This window comes from Paludibacterium paludis (genome assembly GCF_018802605.1).
Taxonomy (GTDB): Bacteria; Pseudomonadota; Gammaproteobacteria; order Burkholderiales; family Chromobacteriaceae; genus Paludibacterium; species Paludibacterium paludis.
Map to the genome: position 1 here is coordinate 3,634,737 of NZ_CP069161.1, position 21,609 is coordinate 3,656,345.

Genomic DNA, 21,609 nt, shown 5'->3' on the forward strand with positions numbered 1-21,609 from the left:
GAGATACAACATGGCGACCATCACTGTTGTCATCGCAGAAAAACACCGGCCGGCGCAAACGCTGCTGGCCGCGGAAGCACTCAAGGCGGCGGCGCGAGCGGAGGGCCACAGCCTGACGCTTTCCACACCGGACAATGCCGCCGCCGATGCTGCGCGCGCGGATCTGGCCTTGTGGGTGGGTCCGGTATCGGAACCCTTCACCGCCAGCCGCTTCACCGAAGCCACTCTCGATAGCGTACTGGAAGACCCCAAGGGAATTTTGTCCTCCCTGCTCGCTCCGCCACGACAAGGCGGGGCACTAAGACTCGCTGCCGTCACATCATGTCCCACCGGTATAGCCCATACGTTCATGGCAGCGGAGGGGTTGATCCAGGCGGCGCAAGCGCTCGGTCATACCATCCATGTCGAAACACAAGGCTCTGTCGGCGCTCAGGACACTCTCAGCGCGGAACAGATCCGCGATGCGGACATCGTGATCATCGCCGCCGACACGCAGGTCGGGACGGACCGGTTTGCCGGCAAACGGATTTTCAAGACATCAACGAAATCCGCCATCCATAACGGCCAAGCCCTGATCCGCGAAGCGATCGACAAAGCCGCTGTCGCAACGCCCGGCGCTACCTCGGCCGCTTCGCCCTCCGACACAGACACGGCACGCCCCGGTCCCTACAAGCACCTGATGACCGGGGTCTCCTTCATGCTGCCTTTTGTGGTCGCTGGCGGCATCTTGATCGCGATAGCTTTCGCGCTGGGAGGGATCTATGCGTACGACGATGCGCACAAGGGCACGCTGGCATGGGCCCTGTTCCAGATCGGCGCCAAATCCGCCTTTGCCCTGATGGTCCCGATCCTGGCCGGCTATATCGCCTTTTCCGTGGCGGACAGACCGGGATTGGCGCCGGGCATGGTTGGCGGCATGCTGGCCGCGAGCCTGGGATCGGGCTTTCTCGGCGGGATAGCCGCGGGCTTCATCGCGGGTTATGGCACCCGGTGGCTTAACCGGTTCATCAGGCTGCCGCAGCAGCTCGAGGGACTCAAACCTGTGCTGATCCTGCCTGTATTGGGATCCTTGCTGGTCGGACTGTTGATGATTTACGTGATCGGACAGCCGGTGGCCATTGCGCTTGCCGCGCTCACCGGCTGGCTGCAGGGCATGCAAAGCGCCAGCGCCATCGTTCTGGGCGTTCTGATCGGAGCGATGATGGCCTTCGACATGGGGGGGCCCGTCAACAAAGCCGCGTACGCCTTCAGCACAGGGTTGATCGCCAGTCAGGTCTACACCCCGATGGCCGCCGCCATGGCCGCCGGCATGACCCCGCCCCTCGGCATTGCCCTGGCCACCAAATTGTTCGCCGATCGTTTCACCGCCGATGAGCGGGAAGCCGGAAAAGCCACCGCCATACTGGGTCTCGCCTTTATCAGCGAAGGGGCCATCCCGTACGCCGCACGCGACCCTTTGCGCGTCATTCCGTCGCTGATGGTCGGATCGGCCACGGCCGCCGCCATCTCGATGGGGTTCGGCGTGGAGTTGAAGGTCCCGCACGGTGGCATCTTCGTCTTGCCGATTCCCAATGCCGTCGGGCATCTGGGCGGCTATCTGCTGGCGCTGACCACCGGAACGGTTCTGACCGCTCTGATGATACGGCTGCTAAAGAAACCCGCGGTTTGAGGCCAGCACACGACGCAAATGAAAAAAGCCGGCTTTGGAAAGCCGGCTTTTTTCTGTAACCTGGTTGCGGGGGCAGGATTTGAACCTACGACCTTCGGGTTATGAGCCCGACGAGCTACCAGACTGCTCCACCCCGCGTCTGAGGAAATGAATAATATTACAACCGCGATGTCACGTCAAGTTTCTGAGCAAAAAAACTTTCCGTCACCGATGCCCCGCCATTGCCCTGTGGCATGGAAGCCGCATCGACTGGCAATTAGCGGATATTCTGCTCTTTCTTCACCTTCATGATCATCTCGACCATGTTCGGGATGAGCTTTTCCGGACCAAAGGTCTTCAGCGCATATTTGCCGCCCACCACGATGGTCGGGGTGCCTTCGATCGAATAATCGCGCGTTGCCTGGGTCCAGCGCGCCACCTCGGCGTTCACGCCGAAGGATTTATACGTTTGCATGAACTGCGGTACGTTGACTCCCGGACGGCCCTTCAGCCACTCGGCGAGAATCGCCTCGTCGCCCAGGTTCATGCGCTTGTTCATCACCGCATCAAACGCATCGGCATGCAAGCGAGGTTCGGTTCCGGTCGCCTGCTCCGTCGCGTAGAGGCGGGCCAGGCCTTCCATCGGCTTTTGCCACACAACATGCACCCGCTTGAACTCGACAAACGCCGGCTTCTTCTTGAGCCAGGCGTTCATCGCCGGCTCGAGCTTCAGACAATGGATGCAACCATACTGGAAAAACTCCAGCACTTCGACCTTCCTGGGATTCGACACCGGTTGCGGAGCCGGCAAGAGATCGTAATCCTGCCCCTGTTGTATGGCCGCGTTCGCGGCGCCGGAAAGCATCATCAGGGCAAGGAGGAACATTTTTTTCATCGGGAATATCTCCGGATCAATTATCCATTCTGACGGCGGTCGCATTGATGCCGTCAGCCTTCAGTTGGGAGCGCAGCCTTTCCATGTCTTCCGGACGGGAGAAAGGACCGACGCGGACGCGATGCACCATTCCCTTGCCCGGCAGGGTCACGGACTGGATCTTCGCCTCGACGCCGACCATGGCAAGTTTTGCTTTCATGTTGTCAGCATCATCCTGGTTTTGGAAAGATCCCAACTGCAACCAGACCGATTTGGCAGCGGAAGAGGCGTTTGGTTCCTGGGACGATTTCGCCGAGCCCTCCGGTTGAGGAGCGACAGCATCGCCGTTGCCGGGAAGAATCTTGTAGAAGTCGAAGCGCTGACCATCCTTGCCCTTGGCGCTCTTGTCCGCCGGGGGGGTGACGGGCTTGGCCGCGGGTTGCGATGCCTGCGGCGTTGCCGGAGGCTGAACAACCGGGGCCGGGGCGCTTCCGGCATCGGCGGAGGCATCCTTGTTCATCAGGCGGGTTCCTGGCGCCAGCAATTCGGCAGCGCTTTCGGCGACTCCGGCGGAGGCCGTTTGCGGCGCCTTGGCCGTTGTCTGCCGCGGCGATTTGTTCAGGTACCAGACAACGCCGCCGATCGAAGCCACCCCGATGATGAGACCGAGCAGAAGGCCCGTCCAGAGTCCGCCGCCGTTGCTTCCCTTGCGTGCAGGCCGTCGGGAAGTCGTCGCTCGTGAACCGTTTTTCAAATCGCGATTAGCCATCAATTCTTTCCACTGTCTTGCTGTCTGTCATTGTGTACCGGCCGAGCGCCGGTTTATCTCCCCCGCGGGGCGCAAAAAGCGCACGAGAGCCCGCCTCGCGCGTCAACGGGCGATTTTACCCGCTTCAACGGGGTTTTGCTCGAAAAGCGGACGCGCGCCGGCAAATTAGGCGCAACGACAAGGACTTCGCTCAGGAATGGCCCTGGCTGGCTTCCTCTTCCACGTTCTGCTGGCCCGCCTCGGGAAACAGAACGGATTCGACATGGGCCAGACGCGCTTCAAGGGCGGCGAGCTTCTCGCGGGTGCGCGTCAGCACCTCCTGCTGGACATCGAACTCTTCTCGCGTCACCAGATCCATTTTGGTGAATGTCGCCGCCATCATGGCACGCATGTTTTTCTCGATATCCCTCGCAGGACTGGCCGCGATCGTCTCGCTGATCTTGGCTGAAATCTCATCGAACAGTTTCTGGCTCAACATGGCCATCTCCTCTTTTGCGGTCGGTTCTGATCCGCCTGAGTGTAGCAAAAAGCGCAATCGGCTGCAGAACCTGAACTGGCACCATTACCGTGCGCACCGCTGGCATCGCCGCGCTATAACAGTGCATGAACAGGCCGCGAACCCGGTAAATCTTCATGCAAGCCTGTTGTCATGTCAGATGAGAGCCCCGGTTTTGTGTTGGCACGCTTTGTGCAAAGCAGCAGACAGCAGGTAAATGACATTACGGACAGGCATATCCGAAAGGAGCAGTCATGAAACTGGTATCCGCAATTATCAAGCCGTTCAAGCTCGACGAAGTGCGGGAAGCACTGTCGGCCATTGGCGTACAGGGCATCACCGTGACCGAAGTAAAAGGATTTGGCCGGCAAAAGGGGCACACCGAGTTGTACCGCGGCGCGGAATATGTGGTGGATTTCCTGCCCAAGGTCAAACTCGAGATCGCCATTGACGATGGCCTGCTCGACCAGGTTGTCGAAGCGATCGAGACAGCGGCCCGCACCGGAAAAATCGGCGATGGAAAAATCTTCGTCCTCGATCTGGAGCAGGTCGTGCGCATCCGGACCGGGGAAACCGGCTCCGATGCCGTTTAACCACACTAAAACAATACCTACGACAAAGGGACACTCACGATGAAAGCGTTCACCAAGACAGCGATCTCGCTGTACCTTCTCGCGACAGCGCTGCCGGCTCTGGCCGACGGCCCTGCCGGCCCCGCGCTCGCGGAAGGCAAGGTCATCAATGCGGGCGATACCTCCTGGATGCTGATTTCCACCGCGCTGGTCCTGTTCATGACCATTCCCGGACTCGCGCTCTTTTACGGCGGAATGGTCCGCAAGAAGAACGTACTGGCGACCCTGATGCAGAGCTTCGCCGTGACAGCCCTGGTCACCGTGCTGTGGATCGTGGCCGGTTACAGCCTGGCCTTCACGGTCGGCACGCCCTGGCTCGGCTCTCTTGACCGTTTTCTGCTCGATGGCATGGTCTACATCAAGGATACAGGTAAACTGACCGTGCACCCGCTCGCAGGAACCATTCCCGAATCGGTATTCATGATGTTCCAGATGACCTTCGCCATCATCACTCCGGCGCTCATCACGGGGGCGTTTGCCGAAAGGATGAAGTTTTCCGCGATGCTGGTCTTCATGACTTTGTGGTCACTGCTGGTCTATACCCCGGTCGCGCACTGGGTCTGGGGACCAGGAGGATGGATGGCTGACAAGGGGGTCCTGGACTTCGCCGGCGGCACCGTCGTGCACATCAACGCCGGTATCGCCGGTCTGGTCTGCGCACTGGTGATGGGCAAGCGCCTTGGTTATGGCAGGGAAGCCATGGCACCGCACAATCTGGTGCTCACGCTGGTCGGCGCTTCCATGCTGTGGGTTGGCTGGTTCGGTTTCAACGCGGGTTCCGCCGCCGCGGCCGATGGCAGGGCGGGGCTCGCCATGGTGACAACCCAGGTCGCCACAGCCGTCGCGGCGCTGGCCTGGACATTCGCGGAATGGTTCGCCAAGAAGAAACCGTCGGTACTCGGCATCGCCTCCGGAGCAGTCGCGGGTCTTGTCGCCATCACGCCCGCCGCGGGATTCGTGGACATCAAAGGCGCGCTGCTCATCGGTCTTGTCGCCGGCATCGTGTGCTTTTGGGGCGCCACGACCCTTAAGCACAAGCTCGGGTACGACGACTCGCTGGATGCCTTCGGAGTGCATGGCATAGGAGGGATTGTCGGTGCGCTCCTGACCGGCATATTTGCGGTAAAAAGCATTGGCGGGGTTGAAGGCAGTCTTGCCGCCCAGGCCCTGGGCGTCGTCGTCACTGCGGCGTATTGCGCTGTCGTGACCTTCGTCTTGCTAAAGCTCGTCGATCTGGTCATCGGTCTGCGCGTCGCAGAAGACGAGGAGCGCGAGGGACTGGACCTGGTCCTGCACGGGGAGCGGGTCGAATAGCGCATCTGCGCAAGGCAAAAGAAAGGGGGGCGCCTTGGCGCCCCCCTTGTGACTCTTCGCGGCAAAACATCCGCCGCGTCGCAGCTTACTTGACGATACGCAACGAAGGTTTGCCGCTAGGACGAGGCCTGTCCACGCCCTCCTCCCCTTCCTCCCCTTCCTCCCGGGCGGATGATTTCGCAACTGCGGGATTGAAAGGCACCGGCCCCTTCAACGCACTCTCGGGCAACGGCTCGACTTCGAATCCCATGCCTTCGCCCGTTTCCCGCGCAAAAATCGACATGACATTACCGATGGGAACATAAACCGGGCGGCTCACCCCCCCGAAACGAGCGGCGAAACTGATCGCATCATTCGAGATCTGCATGTGCTGTGTGGCCTGATAGCTGACATTGAGTACGATCTCGTTCTTCTGAACGTACTCGCGCGGCACATCGGTATGTTCTGACACCCACACAACGATATAGGGGGTGTAGCCACTGTCCGTGCACCACTCATGCAACGCACGGATCATGTACGGTTTGGTCGAGCTCGTCATTGAGCCGTCTCCTTATTTGCGCATCGCCTTTTCGGACGGAGTGAGCGAATCGATGAAGGATTGACGCTGGAAAATGCGCTCAGCGTATTTCAGGATAGGCGCGGAGTTCTTGCCAAGGTCGATGTTGTAATGCTCAAGTCGCCACATCAGCGGAGCGATGGAAACATCGATCATCGAGAACTCGTCGCCCAGCATGAACTTCTGCTTGGCGAACACCGGAGCGATGGTCGTCAATCCGTCGCGGATCGCCTCGCGGGCCTTGGCCGCGTCCTTCGCGGACGGGTTCGATTCCAGAACCTTGACGGACTGGAACAGCTCGCTCTCGAAACGGAACAGGAACAGGCGCGCGCGGGCACGCATGACCGGGTCGGCCGGCATCAGTTGCGGATGCGGGAAGCGTTCATCGATGTACTCGTTGATGATGTTCGACTCATGCAGAATCAGATCGCGTTCGACCAGAACCGGCACCTCGTTATACGGGTTCATCACGGCCAAGTCTTCAGGCTTGTTGTGGATATCCACATCGATGATCTCGAAATCCATGCCCTTTTCGAACAAAACGATACGGCAGCGATGGCTGAAAGGGCAGGTGATTCCGGAGTAAAGTGTCATCATGGCAGCTACAGATCCTTGACGGGCTGGTTGATCAAATGCAGCGATTTTAGCACTTTCACTGACCAATTATCCAGAAAAACTCTGCAACTCATTGATAATCAAGAAAAAAGGCGGGTTTCCCCGCCTTTTTGCCAGCCCGTCCGCGACGCGCTCAGTGAACGTCCTTCCAGTACTCTTTCTTCAGGAAGTAAGCCAACGGCAAAAGCAGAAGCCCAAGGAACATCAGAACAACATAGCCGATCTGATTACGCTTCACTTGCGCGGGTTCTCCCATGAAGACCAGGAAGTTGGTCAGGTCGGCCATGCGACGATCGTAATCGACCGTCACCGCCTTGCCGTTCTCCAGTTTGGTCAGGGTGCCGGCCTTGACGAGCTCGAGCTTGTGCTCCTCGCCATGCGGACCCTTGACGGTCTTCAGCACCTGATCGCCCTGCCACTGCCAGAACACGTGCGGCATGCCGACCTTGTCGAACACCACGTTGTTCCAGCCGGTCGGCCGGGTATCATCGCGATAGAAACCGCGCAAATAGGTGTACAGCCAGTCGGCGCCACGGGAACGGGCCACCACGGACAGATCCGGCGGCGGCGCGCCCAGCCAGTTCTTGGCATCGGCGGCCATCATGCTGATTTTCATCGGCTCGCCGATCTTGACGCCGTCGGGCAGCAGGTTGTCCTTGATCTGCTGCTCGCTCAGGCCGATATCCATCAGGCGGTTGTAACGCATGGAAACCGCGGAGTGGCAGGACAGGCAGTAGTTGGTGAAGATCTGCGCGCCGCGCTGCAACGACTCGGTGTCCTGGATATTGATCGGAGCCTTGTCGAGGGCCGGGCCGCCTTCATTGGCGAAAGAGGCCAGCGGCAATGCCAGGGCACAAGCGGCGATCAGATGACGAATTTGTTTTTTCATGACAGTCATCCCGTTCGATCAGATATACGACGCAAACAGGTAAGCACCGGCCACAACCAGAGCCACCATGATGGCGAAGTTGATTTTCATCTTCGTGGTCGATTCGGTCACGCGATCGGGTACCGGTACCGAGCCGACGTCGTTCTTGGTGTAGAACGGCATGCCAAGGAAGAAGGCGAAGTAGATCACCGACAGGATCTGCGAAACCACGGTGCGCAGATTGGTTGCCGGCAAGGCGCCCAGCATGCCAAGGCCGATGAAGGAGATCACGAACAGCGCCAGCATGAATTTGAACTTCGGACCGCGATAACGCACCGACTTGATCGGCGAACGGTCAAGCCACGGCAGGAAGGCGATGATCACGACGGCGGCGCCCATCGCCAGCACACCCCACACCTGGGTACCGGCGAACGACGGCACGGCGCGCAGGATGGCGTAGAACGGGGTGAAGTACCAGACCGGCGCGATGTGCGGCGGGGTCTTCAGCGGATCGGCCGGAATGAAGTTGTTGGCTTCCAGGAAGTAGCCGCCCATGTCGGGCAGGAAGAACACGATCAACGAAAACACAATCAGGAACACCGCCACACCGAGTACATCCTTGACGGTGTAATACGGATGGAACGGAATGCCATCCTTCGGCAGGTGGGTGACCGGATCCTTGTTTTTCTTGATTTCCACGCCGTCCGGGTTGTTCGAGCCGACTTCGTGCAGCGCGATAATATGAGCGACCACGAGGGCGAGCAACACCAGCGGCACGGCGATCACGTGAAGCGCGAAGAAGCGGTTCAGGGTGGCGTCGGACACCACGAAGTCGCCGCGAATGAAGACCGACAGGTCCGGACCGATCACGGGAATGGAACTGAACAGGTTGACGATCACCTGGGCGCCCCAGAACGACATCTGGCCCCACGGCAGCAGGTAGCCGAGGAAGGCTTCGGCCATCAGGCACAGGAAGATCAGCATCCCGAAGATCCATACCAGCTCGCGCGGCTGTTTGTAGGAACCGTAGATCAGGCCACGGAACATGTGCAGATAGACCACGACGAAGAACATCGACGCGCCGGTCGAGTGCATGTAGCGGATGATCCAGCCGCCGCCGACATCGCGCATGATGTACTCAACGGAAGCGAAAGCCACCGACACGTTGGTGCCCGGCAGCAACGAGGCGTCCGGTTTGTAGTTCATGGTCAGGAAGATACCGGTGACGATCTGCATCACCAGCACGAGCAGAGCCAGCGAACCGAAGAAATACCAGAAGTTGAAGTTCTTCGGAGCGTAATACTCCGTTATGTGCGACTTAAGGCTGGAAGACAGCGGAAAACGCTGGTCGATCCAGTTAAGCAGGTTTTGTCCTTTGCTCATTTTGCTCCCTCGCTTATTTGTCTTCGCCAATCAACAGGCGGGTGTCGGAGAGGTATTTGTGCGGCGGGATTTCCAGGTTCTTCGGTGCCGGCACCCCCTTGTAGACACGGGCGGCAAGGTCGAACTTGGAGCCGTGACAGGGGCAATAGAAACCGCCGAGCCAGTCCGCGCCCAGATCGGCGGGAGCTAGGTCCGGACGGTAGGTCGGCGAACAGCCCAGATGCGTGCAAATGCCCACGGCAACCAGCAGGTTGGGCTTGATCGAGCGCGTGCCGTTCTTGCAATAGGCCGGCTGCTGATCCATGTCGGATTGCGGGTCGGTCAGCTTGTCGTTCAGCTTGGCAAGGTTCTTCACCTGTTCGTCGGTCCGGTTCAACAGCCATACCGGTTTGCCGCGCCATTCGACGTTGATCTTCTGGCCCGGCTCCATCTTGCCGATCTCGACTTCAACCGGGGCCCCGGCGGCCTTGGCGCGCTCGGACGGGAAAAAACTCATCAGGAATGGGGTGGCCACACCGGCAGCCGCCACTCCTCCAACAGCGCTGGTTGCAACCGTCAGAAAACGACGGCGCCCCGCATCGACGTGTTGTTCACTCATTACAGTCATCCTCAAATCGTGGAAACCGAGCTCAAAACTTTCCAATTTTACCCGATTACCAGCAGGGACTTAAAGCGTTTATGCCAACAAATTGATGGCAAACGCAAAATTTCCCTTAAACCGGGTTAAAAAGGTCGACAAATTGCACATCAATGCCAGTTTCATCCGCGAGCCACGTGCCCAGCGCCTGAACGCCGTATCGCTCAGTGGCATGATGACCTGCAGAAATAAACAACACATCATACTCTAAAGCCATATGGTGGTTCTGCTCGGACACCTCGCCCGTCAGGAAGGCGTCAACACCCAAATCGATGGCTTTCTGAAAATAGCTTTGCGCTCCTCCGGTGCACCAGGCCACGCGGCGCACGGGTTTGTCGGGGCGCCCCAGCAACAGCGGCGCGCGGCCGAGCGCCGCGCCGATGGTATCGGCCCATTCCGTGCCGGCAAGCGTACGGGCAAGGCTGCCGTGCCACAACAGCTCCATGTCCCCGACCCGGCCTTCGGGCTCTATGCCCAGCCTTTTGGCCAGCGTGGCATTGTTGCCGACTTCGGGATGGGCATCCAGAGGCAGGTGGTACGCGACAAGATTGATGTCATGGTCAAGCAGGGTTTTCAGGCGCCGCCGCTTGAGTCCATTGACCCGGGCGTCCTCGCCTTTCCAGAAATAGCCGTGATGCACCAGCACCATGTCGGCATCGAGGCGAACCGCCTCGTCGATCAACGCTTGCGAGGCCGTTACCCCGGTCACGACGCGCTTCACCGTCTCGCGGCCTTCGACCTGCAAACCGTTCGGCGCATAGTCGCTAAACCGCCAGGGTTCGAGCAGCGTGTCCATGCGGCTCAGAAGATCATTGCGATTCATTGTCTCTCCTTTACCGTATTGTGAAAGAAAAAACCCCCTGCGCGCAATGCGCAGGGGGTTTTGCGAACGGAGGTCGCGAGACTTACATCATGCCGTCCATGCCCATGCCGCCCATGCCGGCCGGAGCCGCCGGCTTGTCTTCCGGCAGTTCGGCGATCATGCAATCGGTGGTCAGCATCAGGCCGGCTACGGATGCGGCGTGCTGCAGAGCGGAACGGGTCACCTTGGCGGGGTCCAGAACGCCCATTTCCAGCATGTCGCCGTATTCGCCGGTCGCGGCGTTGTAACCGAAGTTGCCCTTGCCTTCCAGAACCTTGTTCACCACGACGGACGGCTCATCGCCGGCGTTGGCGACGATCTGGCGCAGCGGCGCTTCGATGGCCTTCAGAACGATCTTCACACCGGCTTCCTGATCGGCATTGTCGACCTTCAGGGTTTCCAGCGTCGAGCGGGCGCGCAGCAGGGCGACACCGCCACCGGCCACCACACCTTCTTCAACGGCGGCGCGGGTAGCGTGCAGCGCGTCTTCGACACGGGCCTTCTTTTCCTTCATTTCGACTTCGGTCGCGGCGCCGACCTTGATCACGGCCACACCGCCGGCCAGCTTGGCCACGCGTTCCTGCAGCTTTTCGCGGTCGTAATCGGAGGTGGCTTCCTCGATCTGGCGGCGGATTTCGCCGACACGGGCCTGGATGGTCGCGGCTTCGCCGGCACCGTCGATGATGGTGGTGTTTTCCTTGGCGACTTCGACGCGCTTGGCCACGCCCAGCATGTCGAGGGTCACTTTTTCCAGGGTCAGGCCGACTTCTTCGGCGATCACGGTACCGCCGGTCAGAATGGCGATGTCCTGCAGCATGGCCTTGCGACGGTCACCGAAGCCCGGAGCCTTGACGGCGACGGTCTTCAGGATGCCGCGGATGTTGTTCACCACCAGGGTGGCCAGCGCTTCGCCTTCGACATCTTCGGCGATGATCAGCAGCGGACGGCCGGACTTGGCGACTTGCTCGAGAACCGGCAGCAGATCGCGGATGTTCGAGATTTTCTTGTCGAACAGCAGGATGAACGGATTGTCCAGAGCGGCGATCTGCTTGTCCTGATTGTTGATGAAGTACGGCGACAGGTAGCCGCGGTCGAACTGCATGCCTTCGACGACATCCAGCTCGTTGTTCAGGGACTTGCCGTCCTCGACGGTGATCACGCCTTCCTTGCCGACTTTTTCCATCGCGTTGGCGATGATTTCACCGATATCGGAGTCGGAGTTGGCGGAAATGGAGCCGACCTGGGCGATTTCCTTGCTGGTCGCGCACGGCTTGGCGATTTTCTTCAGCTCGGCGACCAGGGATACGACGGCCTTGTCGATACCGCGCTTCAGATCCATCGGATTCATGCCGGCGGCAACGAATTTCATGCCTTCCTGAACGACGGCCTGGGCCAGTACGGTCGCGGTGGTGGTGCCGTCGCCGGCGACGTCGGAGGTCTTGGAAGCGACTTCCTTGACCATTTGCGCGCCCATGTTCTCGAACTTGTCCTTCAGCTCGATTTCCTTGGCGACGGAAACGCCGTCCTTGGTGATGGTCGGAGCGCCGAAGGAACGGTCCAGAACCACGTTGCGGCCTTTCGGGCCCAGGGTGACCTTCACGGCGTCGGCCAGGATGTTGACACCGGTAACCATCTTGGCACGGGCGGAATCACCGAAACGTACGTCTTTAGCAGCCATTGTTAAACTCTCCAGTATTCAGTCAGTTTCGACAGGGGTCGGAATTACTCTACGACGATGCCCATCACGTCTTCTTCACGCATCACCAGCACTTCATCGCCGTCGATCTTGACGGTCTGGCCGGAGTACTTGCCGAAGAGGACCTTGTCGCCCACTTTCAGTTCCAGAGGATGGCGATCGCCGTTTTCCAGAATCTTGCCGTTGCCAACGGCCAGGACTACGCCCATATCCGGCTTTTCTGCGGCGGCGCCCGGCAGAACGATACCGGACGCGGTTTTTTCTTCCGCCTCGAGGCGCTTGATCACAACACGGTCATGCAGAGGACGAATTACCATTGTTCTCTCCTGAATTTCAGAGGCTGTTGAAAGTTGAACTCATCAAACCAGCGGGAACCGAATGCATTTGGCACTCGGCCTTGACGAGTGCTAATGATATGGGCGCACAAAAGGGGTTTCAAGAGCGACGAAGAGTGAAATTTTTTCAATCGCCCAGAGCGCTGCGATTGATTATACAATCAGGCCCATGGCGGCGATTACACGAGTCCATGCGTCTTCGCGAATTCGGCGATGGCAATCGAGTTCTTCAACTTCAGCTTGTTCAACACCCTGGCCTTGTACGTGCTGACGGTTTTCTGGCTGATATAGAAAATTTCCGAGATTTCCTTGTTGCTGTAACCCTTGGCGATATAGCGCATGATGGCCAATTCCCTGACGGACAGACTCGACAGCGCGTCAGTCGCCTTGCCGTAGGCGGGCCGTCCCTGGGACGCGAGGATGTCTTCCGCGGGAAAACAGTTGTAGCCGGACATGACGGCGCTCGCCGCATTGTAGACTTCCATCATGTCTTTCGATTTCGTCACATAGCCATTGGCTCCCTCTTCGGCCGCCTTGACGGCATAAATCCGCTCCTCCTGCCCGGTCAGAACCAGAATCTTGATCTTCTCGTCGACCCCCTTGATCCGCCGTATCAGCGCCAGCCCGTCCGAGCGCGGCAAACACAAATCCAGCACCACAAGGTCGGGCTTGTGCTGCCGGATTTTTTCCAGTCCTTCCTGCCCGTTGTCGGACTCGTCGACAATGGAAAACTCCTGCCATTTTTCCAGCAGCCCCTTGATGGCGAGACGAATCGCCGGATGATCGTCGATCACAATGACTTTTTTCATTGTCAGGCACCTTCCTGAATCGCGAGATGGTTATGTGGTTTGGCGAAAACAAGAACCGCAAGGTTCCGCTGACAGCCCTTCCGGACGGCTCCGGAACCGACATAGAGCCAATCCAGAGTTTATGCACTAGACGATTGTCACGGCTTGTCGGAGGAGGAGCAATCAGATGCATCACCGAATGGATTTGCTCATTCCGATGTGTCTGTAAGCATGTTTACGGAAACACGTAGCGAATGGATGGAAAACAAGAAGGAGGGATCAGGAGGAAGAATCCGCCCTGCCGGCAGTAACGGAAGGAATGAAAAAACAGCGCGGAAAAGAAAAAACCCGTCTTGCGACGGGCCAAAAGGGTCAATCCACCATGTTCCGGCTACCAGACTTCCAGCATGCCGAGAATGCCTTCCGCCGCCTGGCGTCCTTCGTAAACGGCCCGCACCACAAGATCGGCGCCCCGCACCATATCGCCCCCCGCGAAAATCTTCGGATTGGCCGTTTGCTGCTTGAAGACGGCGCCACCGGCAAGCCGGGTCCGTCCGCGCTCGTCGCAGCGGATTCCCGCCTCCTCGAACCAGTCGGCCGGCTCCGCCTGAAAACCGAAAGCGATGACCACCCTGTCGCACTCGATGCGCGTTTCGGAGCCCGCGACGATCTGCGCCTGCCGGCGCCCGCGGGCATCGGGTTCGCCCAGACGGGTTTCGGCCAGCACGACACTCAAGGCCCCATCCGCTTGCGGTTCAATGGCCACCGGCTGGCGGTTCCACAGAAACTCCACGCCTTCTTCGCGGGCGTTCGCCACCTCGCGCCGCGAGCCGGGCATATTGGCCTCGTCGCGCCGGTAGGCGCAAATCACGCGGCTGGCGCCCTGACGGATCGCCGTGCGGTTGCAGTCCATCGCCGTGTCGCCACCGCCGAGCACGACTACCCGCTTGCCCGACATCGACACCGGTTCTTCGCCGGCGGGCAGGGTTCCCATGTTCTGACGCACCGCATTGATCAGGAAAGGCAGCGCCTTGAGCACACCGGGCAAATCCTCGCCGGGAAAGTCGCCGGTCATCGCCCGGTACGCCCCCATGCCCATGAACACGGCATCGTATTCGTCCAGCAACGCATCGATCGTCACGTCACGACCGATTTCGGTGTTGAGCCGGAACACCACGCCCATTTCTTCCATCATGACGCGGCGCTCCGCCACCACGGTTTTTTCCAGCTTGAACTCGGGAATGCCGAACGTCAGCAGGCCACCGATTTCCTCGTAACGATCGAATACGACCGGGAGCACCCCGTTGCGAACCAGCACGTCGGCGCAGGCGAGTCCCGCCGGGCCCGCGCCGATCACGGCGACACGCTTGCCCGTGGGTCTCACCCGGCTCATATCGGGACGCCAGCCGGCTTTGCGCGCCTCGTCGGTGATGTAGCGCTCCACCGCGCCGATGGTCACCGCGCCAAAACCGCCCTGATTCAGGGTACAGGCGCCCTCGCACAAACGGTCCTGGGGACAGACGCGCCCGCAGATTTCCGGCAGCGAATTGGTCTTGTGCGACAGCTCGGCCGCATCGAACAGCCGGCCTTCCTGCACCAGGGCCAGCCAGTCCGGAATGTAGTTGTGGACCGGACACTCCCATTCGCAATAAGGATTGCCGCAGGACAGGCAGCGCCCCGCCTGATCGGCGGCATCGGTGGCGCTCAGCGGCCGGTAGATTTCCATGAACCGTACCCTGCGCACCTCGGCCTCCACCTTCTGGCCGGGATTGCGCGACAGCTTCATGAACTGGAATACGTCACCCATGGTTCACCTCATCAATCTTTCAGCAGGCTGTCGAGCGTCGCAGCCTTGGGTTTGACCAGCCAGAAGTAGTCGACGTGATCATCGAAGTTTTCCAGCATGTCGCGGCCGAGCGCGGAACCGGTCAATTCGACGTGGCGGGCCAGCTTGTCCAGCAGGAAAGCCCGGTACATGCCGGTCGCCTCGCCGTTGATCAAATGAATGTCCACCAGTTCGTTGTTATAACGGTAAGCGAATTTCTCCGAACGATCGTAAACGAAGGCGAAGCCCCCGGTCATGCCCGCGCCGAAGTTGTAACCGGTGCCACCGAGCGAGATCACACAACCGCCGGTCATGTATTCGCAACAATGATCCCCCGCGCCCTCGATGACCGCGAGGGCCCCCGAGTTGCGCACACCGAAGCGCTCGCCCGCCACGCCGGCGGCGAACAGTTGCCCGCCCGTCGCGCCGTAAAGACAGGTATTGCCGATGATGATCGACTCGTGGGAAGGATGGGACGCGCCGCGCGGCGGATAAATCACCAGACGCCCGCCCGCCATGCCCTTTCCGACATAGTCGTTGGCGTCGCCCTCCAGTTCGAGATGCAGGCCGGGGGCGTTCCAGACACCGAAACTCTGTCCGGCCGATCCGGTAAAGCGGATGGACAGGCACCCTTCCGGCAAACCTTCGGCTCCGTGATGCCTGGCGATCAGGCCCGACAGCCGCGCGCCGATCGAGCGGTTGACGTTTTCGATCGGGTATTCGAGCCGCAGCATCCGGCGCTGTTCGATGGCCTCACGGGCATCCACGACGATCCGCGCCGCCAGCTCGCCCTTGTCGAAGGACGGATTGGAATCGGCGGTGGAATGGCGCGGTTCGCTGTCGGGGATGTCGCCATGACGGATCAGCGGCGCGAGATCGAGACGGCGCTGGCGCTCGGTGCGCCCTTCGACCACCTCCACAAGATCCAGCCGCCCCACGAGCTCGCTCATGCTGCGCACGCCGAGCCGGGCCATCCACTCGCGGGTTTCCCGGGCAAGGAACAGGAAATAATTCATCACCCGCTCGGGCAAGCCGGTGAAATGCTTCTCGCGCAACCGCGCGTCCTGGGTCGCCACGCCGGTCGCGCAGTTGTTCAGGTGGCAGATGCGCAGGTACTTGCAGCCGAGCGCTACCATGGGACCGGTTCCGAAGCCGAAGCTCTCCGCGCCGAGAATCGCGGCCTTGACGACATCGAGGCCGGTTTTCAGGCCGCCATCGGCCTGCACCCGGACTCGTCCGCGCAGTCCGTTGGCGCGCAGCACCTGCTGGGTTTCGGCCAGCCCGAGCTCCCACGGCGAGCCGGCGTATTTCACCGAAGTGAGCGGCGAGGCGCCGGTGCCGCCGTCGTAACCGGAAATGGTGATCAGATCGGCGTAGGCCTTGGCCACGCCCGCGGCGATGGTGCCGACGCCGGGTTCGGCGACGAGCTTGACCGACACCAGCGCATCCGGATTGACCTCCTTCAAGTCGAAGATCAGCTGGGCCAGATCTTCGATGGAGTAGATATCGTGATGCGGCGGCGGTGAAATCAGGCTGATGCCGGGCTTGGAGCAGCGCAGCCGCGCGATCAGCGGCGACACCTTGTCGCCGGGCAATTGTCCGCCTTCACCGGGCTTGGCGCCCTGGGCGATCTTGATCTGCAGGACATCGGCGTTGACCAGATAATGCGGCGTCACGCCAAAGCGGCCCGATGCCACCTGCTTGATGCGCGACATGCGCTCCGTACCGTAGCGCGCCGGATCCTCGCCGCCTTCACCGGAGTTGGAGCGGCCGCCCAGGCGGTTCATCGCGATGGCCAGCGCCTCATGCGCTTCGGGAGACAGCGCGCCCAGCGACATGCCGGCCGAATCGAAGCGCTTGAGAATGGCCTCCACCGGCTCCACTTCCTCAAGCGGAATCGGCGCCGGCAACTCCCGTAGGGCGAGCAGGTCGCGGAACATCGCGGCGGGACGATGGTTAACGAGATCCGCGTAGGTTTTCCATGCGTCGTAGTCATTATCCTGCACGGCCTTTTGCAACTGCATCACCACATCGGGGTTGTACGCGTGGAACTCCTCGCCATGCACATACTTGAGCAACCCGCCCTGCACCAGTCCCCGGGCGGGATTGAAGGCCAGTCGCGCGAGGGCCTTCTGATCGGACTCGAAATCGGCGAACGCCGCCCCCTGGATACGGCTCACCGTGCCTTTCAGGCACAGCTCGACCACCTCTTCGTGAATGCCCACCGCCTCGAACAATTGCGCCCCGCGGTAGGACGCGATGGTCGAAATACCCATCTTGGAGAGCACCTTGAGCAGGCCCTTGTTGATGCCTTTGCGGTAGTTTTGCAAGGCCTGATTGACCTTGAGCCCGACTTCGCCGCGGCCGACCATGTCGATGATGGTCTGGTAGGCCAGATAGGGATAGACGGCCGTCGCGCCGTAGCCGATCAGACAGGCCATCTGGTGCGCATCGCGCACCGTGGCGGTTTCGACCAGGATATTGGTTTTGCAGCGCAAGCCCAGATCGATCAGCGCGTGATGCACGGCTCCGGTTGCGAACAGCGCATGAATCGGCAGCCGCCCTTCGCAGAAGGATCGGTCGGACAACACCACGATCACCGTGCCTTCGCGCACGGCATCGACCACATGCCCGATAAGCCGGCGGATGGCGCCTTGAAGATCCGTTTCGGCCGGGTCGTAACACAAATCGAAAGTCGTCGCGCAAAGATACGGCTCGGGCCGCGTGGTGACCTTGATGAATTTCTCGTGCGACAGCACGGGCGAGCGTACCTCGAGGCGCCGGGCATGCTCGGCGCTCTCCTCGAACATGTTGCGCTCCGGCCCGAACACCGAGTTCAGCGACATCACCACCGCCTCGCGGATCGGATCGATCGGCGGGTTGGTCACCTGGGCAAATTGCTGGCGCAGATAGTCGAACGGCGAACGCACTTTGCTCGACAGCACGGCCATCGGCGTATCGTCGCCCATCGAACCGACGGCCTCGATGCCTTCGGCGGCGAGCACGCGCAGGATCTGGGTACGCTCCTCCAGACTGAGATTGAACAGTTTCTGGCCAGTCAGCAATGCGTCGGCATCCATCGGCGCCAGCGTGGAATCGTCCTCGATGGACAGTTCGAGGTAGCGCGCGCTGTCCTTGATCCACTGGCGATAGGGCTTGGCGCTCTTGAGCCGGGCATCGATCTCCTCGGGAAGCAGGAGCTCGCCGGTGGACAGATCGGCCGCGAAAAGCTGGCCGGGCTTGACACGCCCCTTCTTCACCACGTCTTCGGGACGGTATTCCCATACGCCGACTTCCGACGCGATGGTCAGGATGTTGTCGCGTGTCAGCACCCAGCGCGCCGGACGCAAGCCATTGCGGTCAAGCAGGCAGGCGGCATAGCGTCCGTCCGTCATGACGATGCCAGCCGGGCCATCCCAGGGCTCCATGTGCATCGAATTGAACTCGTAAAAAGCGCGCAGATCCTTGTCGGTGCTGTCGACGTTCTGCCAGGCCGGCGGCACCAGCAGGCGCAACGCCCGGAACAGCGGGATGCCACCCATCAGCAGCGTCTCGAGCATGTTGTCGAGGCTCATCGAGTCGGAACCGGTGGCGTCCACGATCGGCCGGATCTTCTCCATGTCGATGAACGGCGAGGACAGGATGCGTTCGCGCGCCCGGGACCAGTTGCGGTTGCCCTGCACGGTGTTGATCTCGCCGTTGTGGGCGAGATAGCGGAAAGGCTGCGCCAGGCGCCATTGCGGCCAGGTATTGGTGGAAAAGCGCTGGTGGAATACGGCGAGGCTGGACTCGAAACGCTCGTCCTGCAGATCGAGGAAAAACTTCGGGAGGTTTTCCGGGGTGACCAGCCCCTTGTAGGACAGGGTGTGCGGCGACAGGGTCGGCACGTAAAAATGCCCGTCCTCGTCGCGGTTGGCCTTTTCGGCGAGGCGCCGCCCCATGAACAACCGCCGCTGGAAGGTCAACTCGTCCATGCCGAACGGACAGTTCACGAAAACCTGCGAAATGGCGGGCAGCGTGGCTGCGGCATACTCGCCGCAGGCCTCGGGGTCGACTGGGACGGAGCGGTAGCCCGCCACTTCGAGTCCTTCGGCCTCGAGGTGTTCTGCCAACCGCCTCAGACTGCGACGACCGACAGCGTCGTCGGGATGGTGGAACACCAGTCCGGCGGCGTACACTGCTTTCAGAACCAGTCCGGCCTCGGCCGCCGTCTCGCGCAAAAACCCGTCGGGTTTTTTGAACAAGAGCCCGCAACCGTCGCCGGATTTACCGTCCGCGGCCACTGCGCCGCGGTGGGTCAGGCGGGCAAGGGACGCAATGGCGGTCTTGACGATCCAGTGGCTGGGCTTGTCGTCCAGTTGGGTGATCAAACCGAAGCCGCAGCTGTCCTGCTCGAATTCGGGGCGATACAACGTACCCTGCAACCAGCGCTGTCTGTCCATGGTGAATGCCTGTTTTATTGTGTAATGAATGAATCGATTCTAAAGGCAAGGCCCGACCCCAGGCAACTGCTATTTGTGCAGCGCATTAAATGTTTTAAATCATGGTGTTAAACGTTTTTTCGCGAGTTTTTCTCGAAATATCGAAACAAAAAAACAATCTTTTTCTTGCTTGTTTGTGACGTACAAATTCAGAAAAACGACACAAATGAGATATTTTGACGCTATACAACAAACACCTTTTAGAGCAAAAAGGTATATTGTCAAACAATAAACAATGAATGCCATGCCGCCACAAACCCGCCATTCCCCTCTCGCCCGGCAACTGGCCGATCAGGTTTTTTCCCGTTCCGCCGGCGCGCCGCTCGTGGGAGGGAATGCCATACGGCTGCTGTTCGACAGCAAGGAAAACTTTCCGGCCTGGCTGGACAGTATCCGCAACGCCAGGCACAGCATCCTGATGGAAATGTACCTGGTGGGTTCGGACAGCTTCGGGCGGGAACTGTGCCAGGCACTGGCCGAGCGTGCCCGCGCCGGTGTGCGTGTCGTTCTGGTCTACGACTGGCTCGGGTCGTGGGTCGCGCAGTGCCGCGGCGTGTTCGCCGAACTGGCCGCGGCCGGCGGCCAGGTGGTCCGATACAATCCGCCATCGACCGGCAACCTGCTGGGACTGTTCGGCCGCGACCATCGCAAGCTGATCGTCGTCGACAGCGAAGTCGCCTATATTTCCGGCTTGTGCGCCAGCGCGCGCTGGGAAGGGGCCAATGGCACGGAACCCTGGCGCGATACGGGCCTCGCCCTGCGCGGGCCGCTGGTCGGCGAAGCCATCAACGCCATCGCCGATACCCTGCTGCACTGCGGTCATCCGCTTCGGGAAGAGACGCTGGAAGAATTGCACCGGAGGGTACCCGAGAGCGCCGGCAATGTGGCGGCGAGGCTGATCGCCACCACCCCCGCCACGGCGCACATGATGCGTCTTGACCTTCTGGTCGCGGGGTTTGCCCGCCATACGCTCTGGCTGACCGACGCCTACTTCGTCGGCACCAGCCTCTACATGATGGCGCTCAAGGAAGCCGCGCGTGACGGTGTCGATGTGAGGCTGCTGGTGCCGCGCGCCAGCGATATTCCCTGGATCGCGGCGCTGTCGCGCACCCTCTACCGTCCCTTGCTGGAGGCAGGGGTTCGCGTGTTCGAATGGAACGGGCCGATGATCCATGCCAAAACGGCCATGGCCGACCGGCGCTGGGCAAGGATCGGCTCGACCAATCTCAATATTTCAAGTTGGCTCGCCAACCGCGAACTGGATGTGGCCATCGAAGATGAAGGCATCGCGGCGCAGATGGCCGACCGGTTTCTGGCGGATCTGGACAATGCCACGGAAATCGTACTCGGCGCGCGCCGGATCCCGGTGCTGACGCACCCCCGTCCGGTGACGCCAGGATCGCGCCGAACGCCTTCAGCCGCCGCCGCGGCGACGGCCGCCGCACGGCAGGCGGCGCGCATCGGCGACGTGATGGGCGCCGCGGTGCGAGGCACGCGCGCGGTGGAGGGTGGCGAAGCCGGGGCGTTCATGACCATCGGCGCCATTTTGCTGGGTCTTGCCCTGGCCATCCTGGCGTTTCCGAAACTGCTCGCCTACCCCCTGGCCATCGTGCTGCTGTTTTCCGGCGGAGCGATCCTGCTGCGCGCGGTGACATTGCGCCTGGATGGACTCGCGGAACGAAAAAAACAACACCCGGCAAGACGCCCCGACACGACCGACCGCACTGACACGCATTGATTTTTCTCGCGGTTCCGGCCACTGCTTCACCTTCCCGCAATTCATTAGGCATATTATTTGCGCATCCTGTCAGGTAATGGGTCTACAATTCG

At 60.6% G+C, this 21,609-nt stretch carries 18 protein-coding genes and 1 tRNA gene; 4 read left to right on the plus strand and 15 right to left on the minus strand.

Translation table 11 applies throughout. The features are described from left to right. Positions 1 to 10: 10 nt before the first annotated feature. Positions 11 to 1,669, plus strand: coding sequence for a PTS fructose transporter subunit IIC (locus tag JNO50_RS16880; RefSeq protein WP_189531602.1), 1,659 nt, complete (start codon positions 11 to 13; stop codon positions 1,667 to 1,669). Between the two features lie 61 nt (positions 1,670 to 1,730). Here the strand turns inward: JNO50_RS16880 and JNO50_RS16885 are convergent. The 4 genes from JNO50_RS16885 to JNO50_RS16900 form a co-directional block, all read right to left on the minus strand. Further along, positions 1,731 to 1,807: transfer RNA gene (locus JNO50_RS16885), tRNA-Met, on the minus strand. A gap of 118 nt (positions 1,808 to 1,925) precedes the next feature. Next, positions 1,926 to 2,543 (minus strand): thiol:disulfide interchange protein DsbA/DsbL, encoded by a 618-nt coding sequence (locus tag JNO50_RS16890; protein WP_189531604.1) that lies wholly within the window; start codon positions 2,541 to 2,543, stop codon positions 1,926 to 1,928. A gap of 16 nt (positions 2,544 to 2,559) precedes the next feature. After that, the gene (locus tag JNO50_RS16895) at positions 2,560 to 3,291 is read right to left on the minus strand and encodes an SPOR domain-containing protein (protein ID WP_189531607.1); all 732 of its coding nucleotides are present in this window, start codon (positions 3,289 to 3,291) and stop codon (positions 2,560 to 2,562) included. A gap of 190 nt (positions 3,292 to 3,481) precedes the next feature. Next, entirely contained in the window at positions 3,482 to 3,769 is a 288-nt protein-coding gene (locus JNO50_RS16900; RefSeq protein WP_189531609.1) for an accessory factor UbiK family protein, read from the minus strand. A gap of 272 nt (positions 3,770 to 4,041) precedes the next feature. Between JNO50_RS16900 and glnK the strand changes: the two genes are divergently transcribed. Continuing rightward, positions 4,042 to 4,380, plus strand: a complete 339-nt coding sequence (gene glnK / locus JNO50_RS16905) for a P-II family nitrogen regulator (RefSeq protein WP_189531611.1) — start codon at positions 4,042 to 4,044, stop codon at positions 4,378 to 4,380. A 39-nt stretch (positions 4,381 to 4,419) separates the two neighbouring features. After that, positions 4,420 to 5,733: an ammonium transporter gene (locus JNO50_RS16910; RefSeq protein ID WP_189531612.1), complete on the plus strand. Its 1,314-nt coding sequence runs from the start codon at positions 4,420 to 4,422 to the stop codon at positions 5,731 to 5,733. 85 nt (positions 5,734 to 5,818) lie between these two features. Here JNO50_RS16910 and JNO50_RS16915 read toward each other — a convergent pair whose 3' ends face one another. The 11 genes from JNO50_RS16915 to gltB all read right to left on the minus strand — a co-directional run bounded on the left by JNO50_RS16915 (position 5,819) and on the right by gltB (position 19,740). After that, entirely contained in the window at positions 5,819 to 6,271 is a 453-nt protein-coding gene (locus JNO50_RS16915) for a ClpXP protease specificity-enhancing factor (RefSeq protein WP_189531614.1), read from the minus strand. 12 nt (positions 6,272 to 6,283) lie between these two features. After that, on the minus strand, positions 6,284 to 6,886 hold the full coding sequence (locus JNO50_RS16920; protein WP_189531616.1) for a glutathione S-transferase N-terminal domain-containing protein: 603 nt from the start codon (positions 6,884 to 6,886) through the stop codon (positions 6,284 to 6,286). A 151-nt stretch (positions 6,887 to 7,037) separates the two neighbouring features. Beyond that, positions 7,038 to 7,793, minus strand: a complete 756-nt coding sequence (locus JNO50_RS16925) for a cytochrome c1 (RefSeq protein WP_189531618.1) — start codon at positions 7,791 to 7,793, stop codon at positions 7,038 to 7,040. An 18-nt stretch (positions 7,794 to 7,811) separates the two neighbouring features. After that, the gene (locus JNO50_RS16930; protein ID WP_189531620.1) at positions 7,812 to 9,155 is read right to left on the minus strand and encodes a cytochrome b; all 1,344 of its coding nucleotides are present in this window, start codon (positions 9,153 to 9,155) and stop codon (positions 7,812 to 7,814) included. A 13-nt stretch (positions 9,156 to 9,168) separates the two neighbouring features. Next, positions 9,169 to 9,753: a ubiquinol-cytochrome c reductase iron-sulfur subunit gene (gene petA, locus JNO50_RS16935; protein WP_189531622.1), complete on the minus strand. Its 585-nt coding sequence runs from the start codon at positions 9,751 to 9,753 to the stop codon at positions 9,169 to 9,171. A 115-nt stretch (positions 9,754 to 9,868) separates the two neighbouring features. Next, positions 9,869 to 10,615 (minus strand): Nif3-like dinuclear metal center hexameric protein, encoded by a 747-nt coding sequence (locus JNO50_RS16940; protein ID WP_189531630.1) that lies wholly within the window; start codon positions 10,613 to 10,615, stop codon positions 9,869 to 9,871. A gap of 82 nt (positions 10,616 to 10,697) precedes the next feature. Further along, the gene (gene groL, locus JNO50_RS16945; protein WP_189531632.1) at positions 10,698 to 12,332 is read right to left on the minus strand and encodes a chaperonin GroEL; all 1,635 of its coding nucleotides are present in this window, start codon (positions 12,330 to 12,332) and stop codon (positions 10,698 to 10,700) included. Between the two features lie 44 nt (positions 12,333 to 12,376). Next, positions 12,377 to 12,667 carry a co-chaperone GroES gene (gene groES / locus JNO50_RS16950; protein ID WP_189531634.1) on the minus strand — a complete coding sequence of 97 codons (291 nt, stop codon included), beginning with the start codon at positions 12,665 to 12,667 and terminating at the stop codon, positions 12,377 to 12,379. A gap of 197 nt (positions 12,668 to 12,864) precedes the next feature. Continuing rightward, positions 12,865 to 13,494, minus strand: a complete 630-nt coding sequence (locus tag JNO50_RS16955; RefSeq protein WP_189531636.1) for a response regulator transcription factor — start codon at positions 13,492 to 13,494, stop codon at positions 12,865 to 12,867. A gap of 370 nt (positions 13,495 to 13,864) precedes the next feature. Continuing rightward, the gene (locus tag JNO50_RS16960; RefSeq protein WP_189531639.1) at positions 13,865 to 15,280 is read right to left on the minus strand and encodes an FAD-dependent oxidoreductase; all 1,416 of its coding nucleotides are present in this window, start codon (positions 15,278 to 15,280) and stop codon (positions 13,865 to 13,867) included. A gap of 11 nt (positions 15,281 to 15,291) precedes the next feature. Beyond that, the gene (gltB, locus tag JNO50_RS16965) at positions 15,292 to 19,740 is read right to left on the minus strand and encodes a glutamate synthase large subunit (RefSeq protein ID WP_189531641.1); all 4,449 of its coding nucleotides are present in this window, start codon (positions 19,738 to 19,740) and stop codon (positions 15,292 to 15,294) included. A gap of 283 nt (positions 19,741 to 20,023) precedes the next feature. On the opposite strand from gltB, the gene JNO50_RS16970 reads away from it, so the two are divergent. Continuing rightward, positions 20,024 to 21,517, plus strand: coding sequence for a phospholipase D-like domain-containing protein (locus JNO50_RS16970; RefSeq protein ID WP_229804497.1), 1,494 nt, complete (start codon positions 20,024 to 20,026; stop codon positions 21,515 to 21,517). Positions 21,518 to 21,609: the final 92 nt, after the last annotated feature.

What these genes read in the sequence shown, in the direction of transcription:
- JNO50_RS16880 (WP_189531602.1), top strand. Translation starts at nt 11, where the DNA reads ATGGCGACCATCACTGTTGTCATCGCAGAAAAACACCGGCCGGCGCAA.
- JNO50_RS16890 (WP_189531604.1), bottom strand. Translation starts at nt 2,543, where the DNA reads ATGAAAAAAATGTTCCTCCTTGCCCTGATGATGCTTTCCGGCGCCGCG.
- JNO50_RS16895 (WP_189531607.1), bottom strand. Translation starts at nt 3,291, where the DNA reads ATGGCTAATCGCGATTTGAAAAACGGTTCACGAGCGACGACTTCCCGA.
- JNO50_RS16900 (WP_189531609.1), bottom strand. Translation starts at nt 3,769, where the DNA reads ATGTTGAGCCAGAAACTGTTCGATGAGATTTCAGCCAAGATCAGCGAG.
- glnK (WP_189531611.1), top strand. Translation starts at nt 4,042, where the DNA reads ATGAAACTGGTATCCGCAATTATCAAGCCGTTCAAGCTCGACGAAGTG.
- JNO50_RS16910 (WP_189531612.1), top strand. Translation starts at nt 4,420, where the DNA reads ATGAAAGCGTTCACCAAGACAGCGATCTCGCTGTACCTTCTCGCGACA.
- JNO50_RS16915 (WP_189531614.1), bottom strand. Translation starts at nt 6,271, where the DNA reads ATGACGAGCTCGACCAAACCGTACATGATCCGTGCGTTGCATGAGTGG.
- JNO50_RS16920 (WP_189531616.1), bottom strand. Translation starts at nt 6,886, where the DNA reads ATGATGACACTTTACTCCGGAATCACCTGCCCTTTCAGCCATCGCTGC.
- JNO50_RS16925 (WP_189531618.1), bottom strand. Translation starts at nt 7,793, where the DNA reads ATGAAAAAACAAATTCGTCATCTGATCGCCGCTTGTGCCCTGGCATTG.
- JNO50_RS16930 (WP_189531620.1), bottom strand. Translation starts at nt 9,155, where the DNA reads ATGAGCAAAGGACAAAACCTGCTTAACTGGATCGACCAGCGTTTTCCG.
- petA (WP_189531622.1), bottom strand. Translation starts at nt 9,753, where the DNA reads ATGAGTGAACAACACGTCGATGCGGGGCGCCGTCGTTTTCTGACGGTT.
- JNO50_RS16940 (WP_189531630.1), bottom strand. Translation starts at nt 10,615, where the DNA reads ATGAATCGCAATGATCTTCTGAGCCGCATGGACACGCTGCTCGAACCC.
- groL (WP_189531632.1), bottom strand. Translation starts at nt 12,332, where the DNA reads ATGGCTGCTAAAGACGTACGTTTCGGTGATTCCGCCCGTGCCAAGATG.
- groES (WP_189531634.1), bottom strand. Translation starts at nt 12,667, where the DNA reads ATGGTAATTCGTCCTCTGCATGACCGTGTTGTGATCAAGCGCCTCGAG.
- JNO50_RS16955 (WP_189531636.1), bottom strand. Translation starts at nt 13,494, where the DNA reads ATGAAAAAAGTCATTGTGATCGACGATCATCCGGCGATTCGTCTCGCC.
- JNO50_RS16960 (WP_189531639.1), bottom strand. Translation starts at nt 15,280, where the DNA reads ATGGGTGACGTATTCCAGTTCATGAAGCTGTCGCGCAATCCCGGCCAG.
- gltB (WP_189531641.1), bottom strand. Translation starts at nt 19,740, where the DNA reads ATGGACAGACAGCGCTGGTTGCAGGGTACGTTGTATCGCCCCGAATTC.
- JNO50_RS16970 (WP_229804497.1), top strand. Translation starts at nt 20,024, where the DNA reads ATGCCGCCACAAACCCGCCATTCCCCTCTCGCCCGGCAACTGGCCGAT.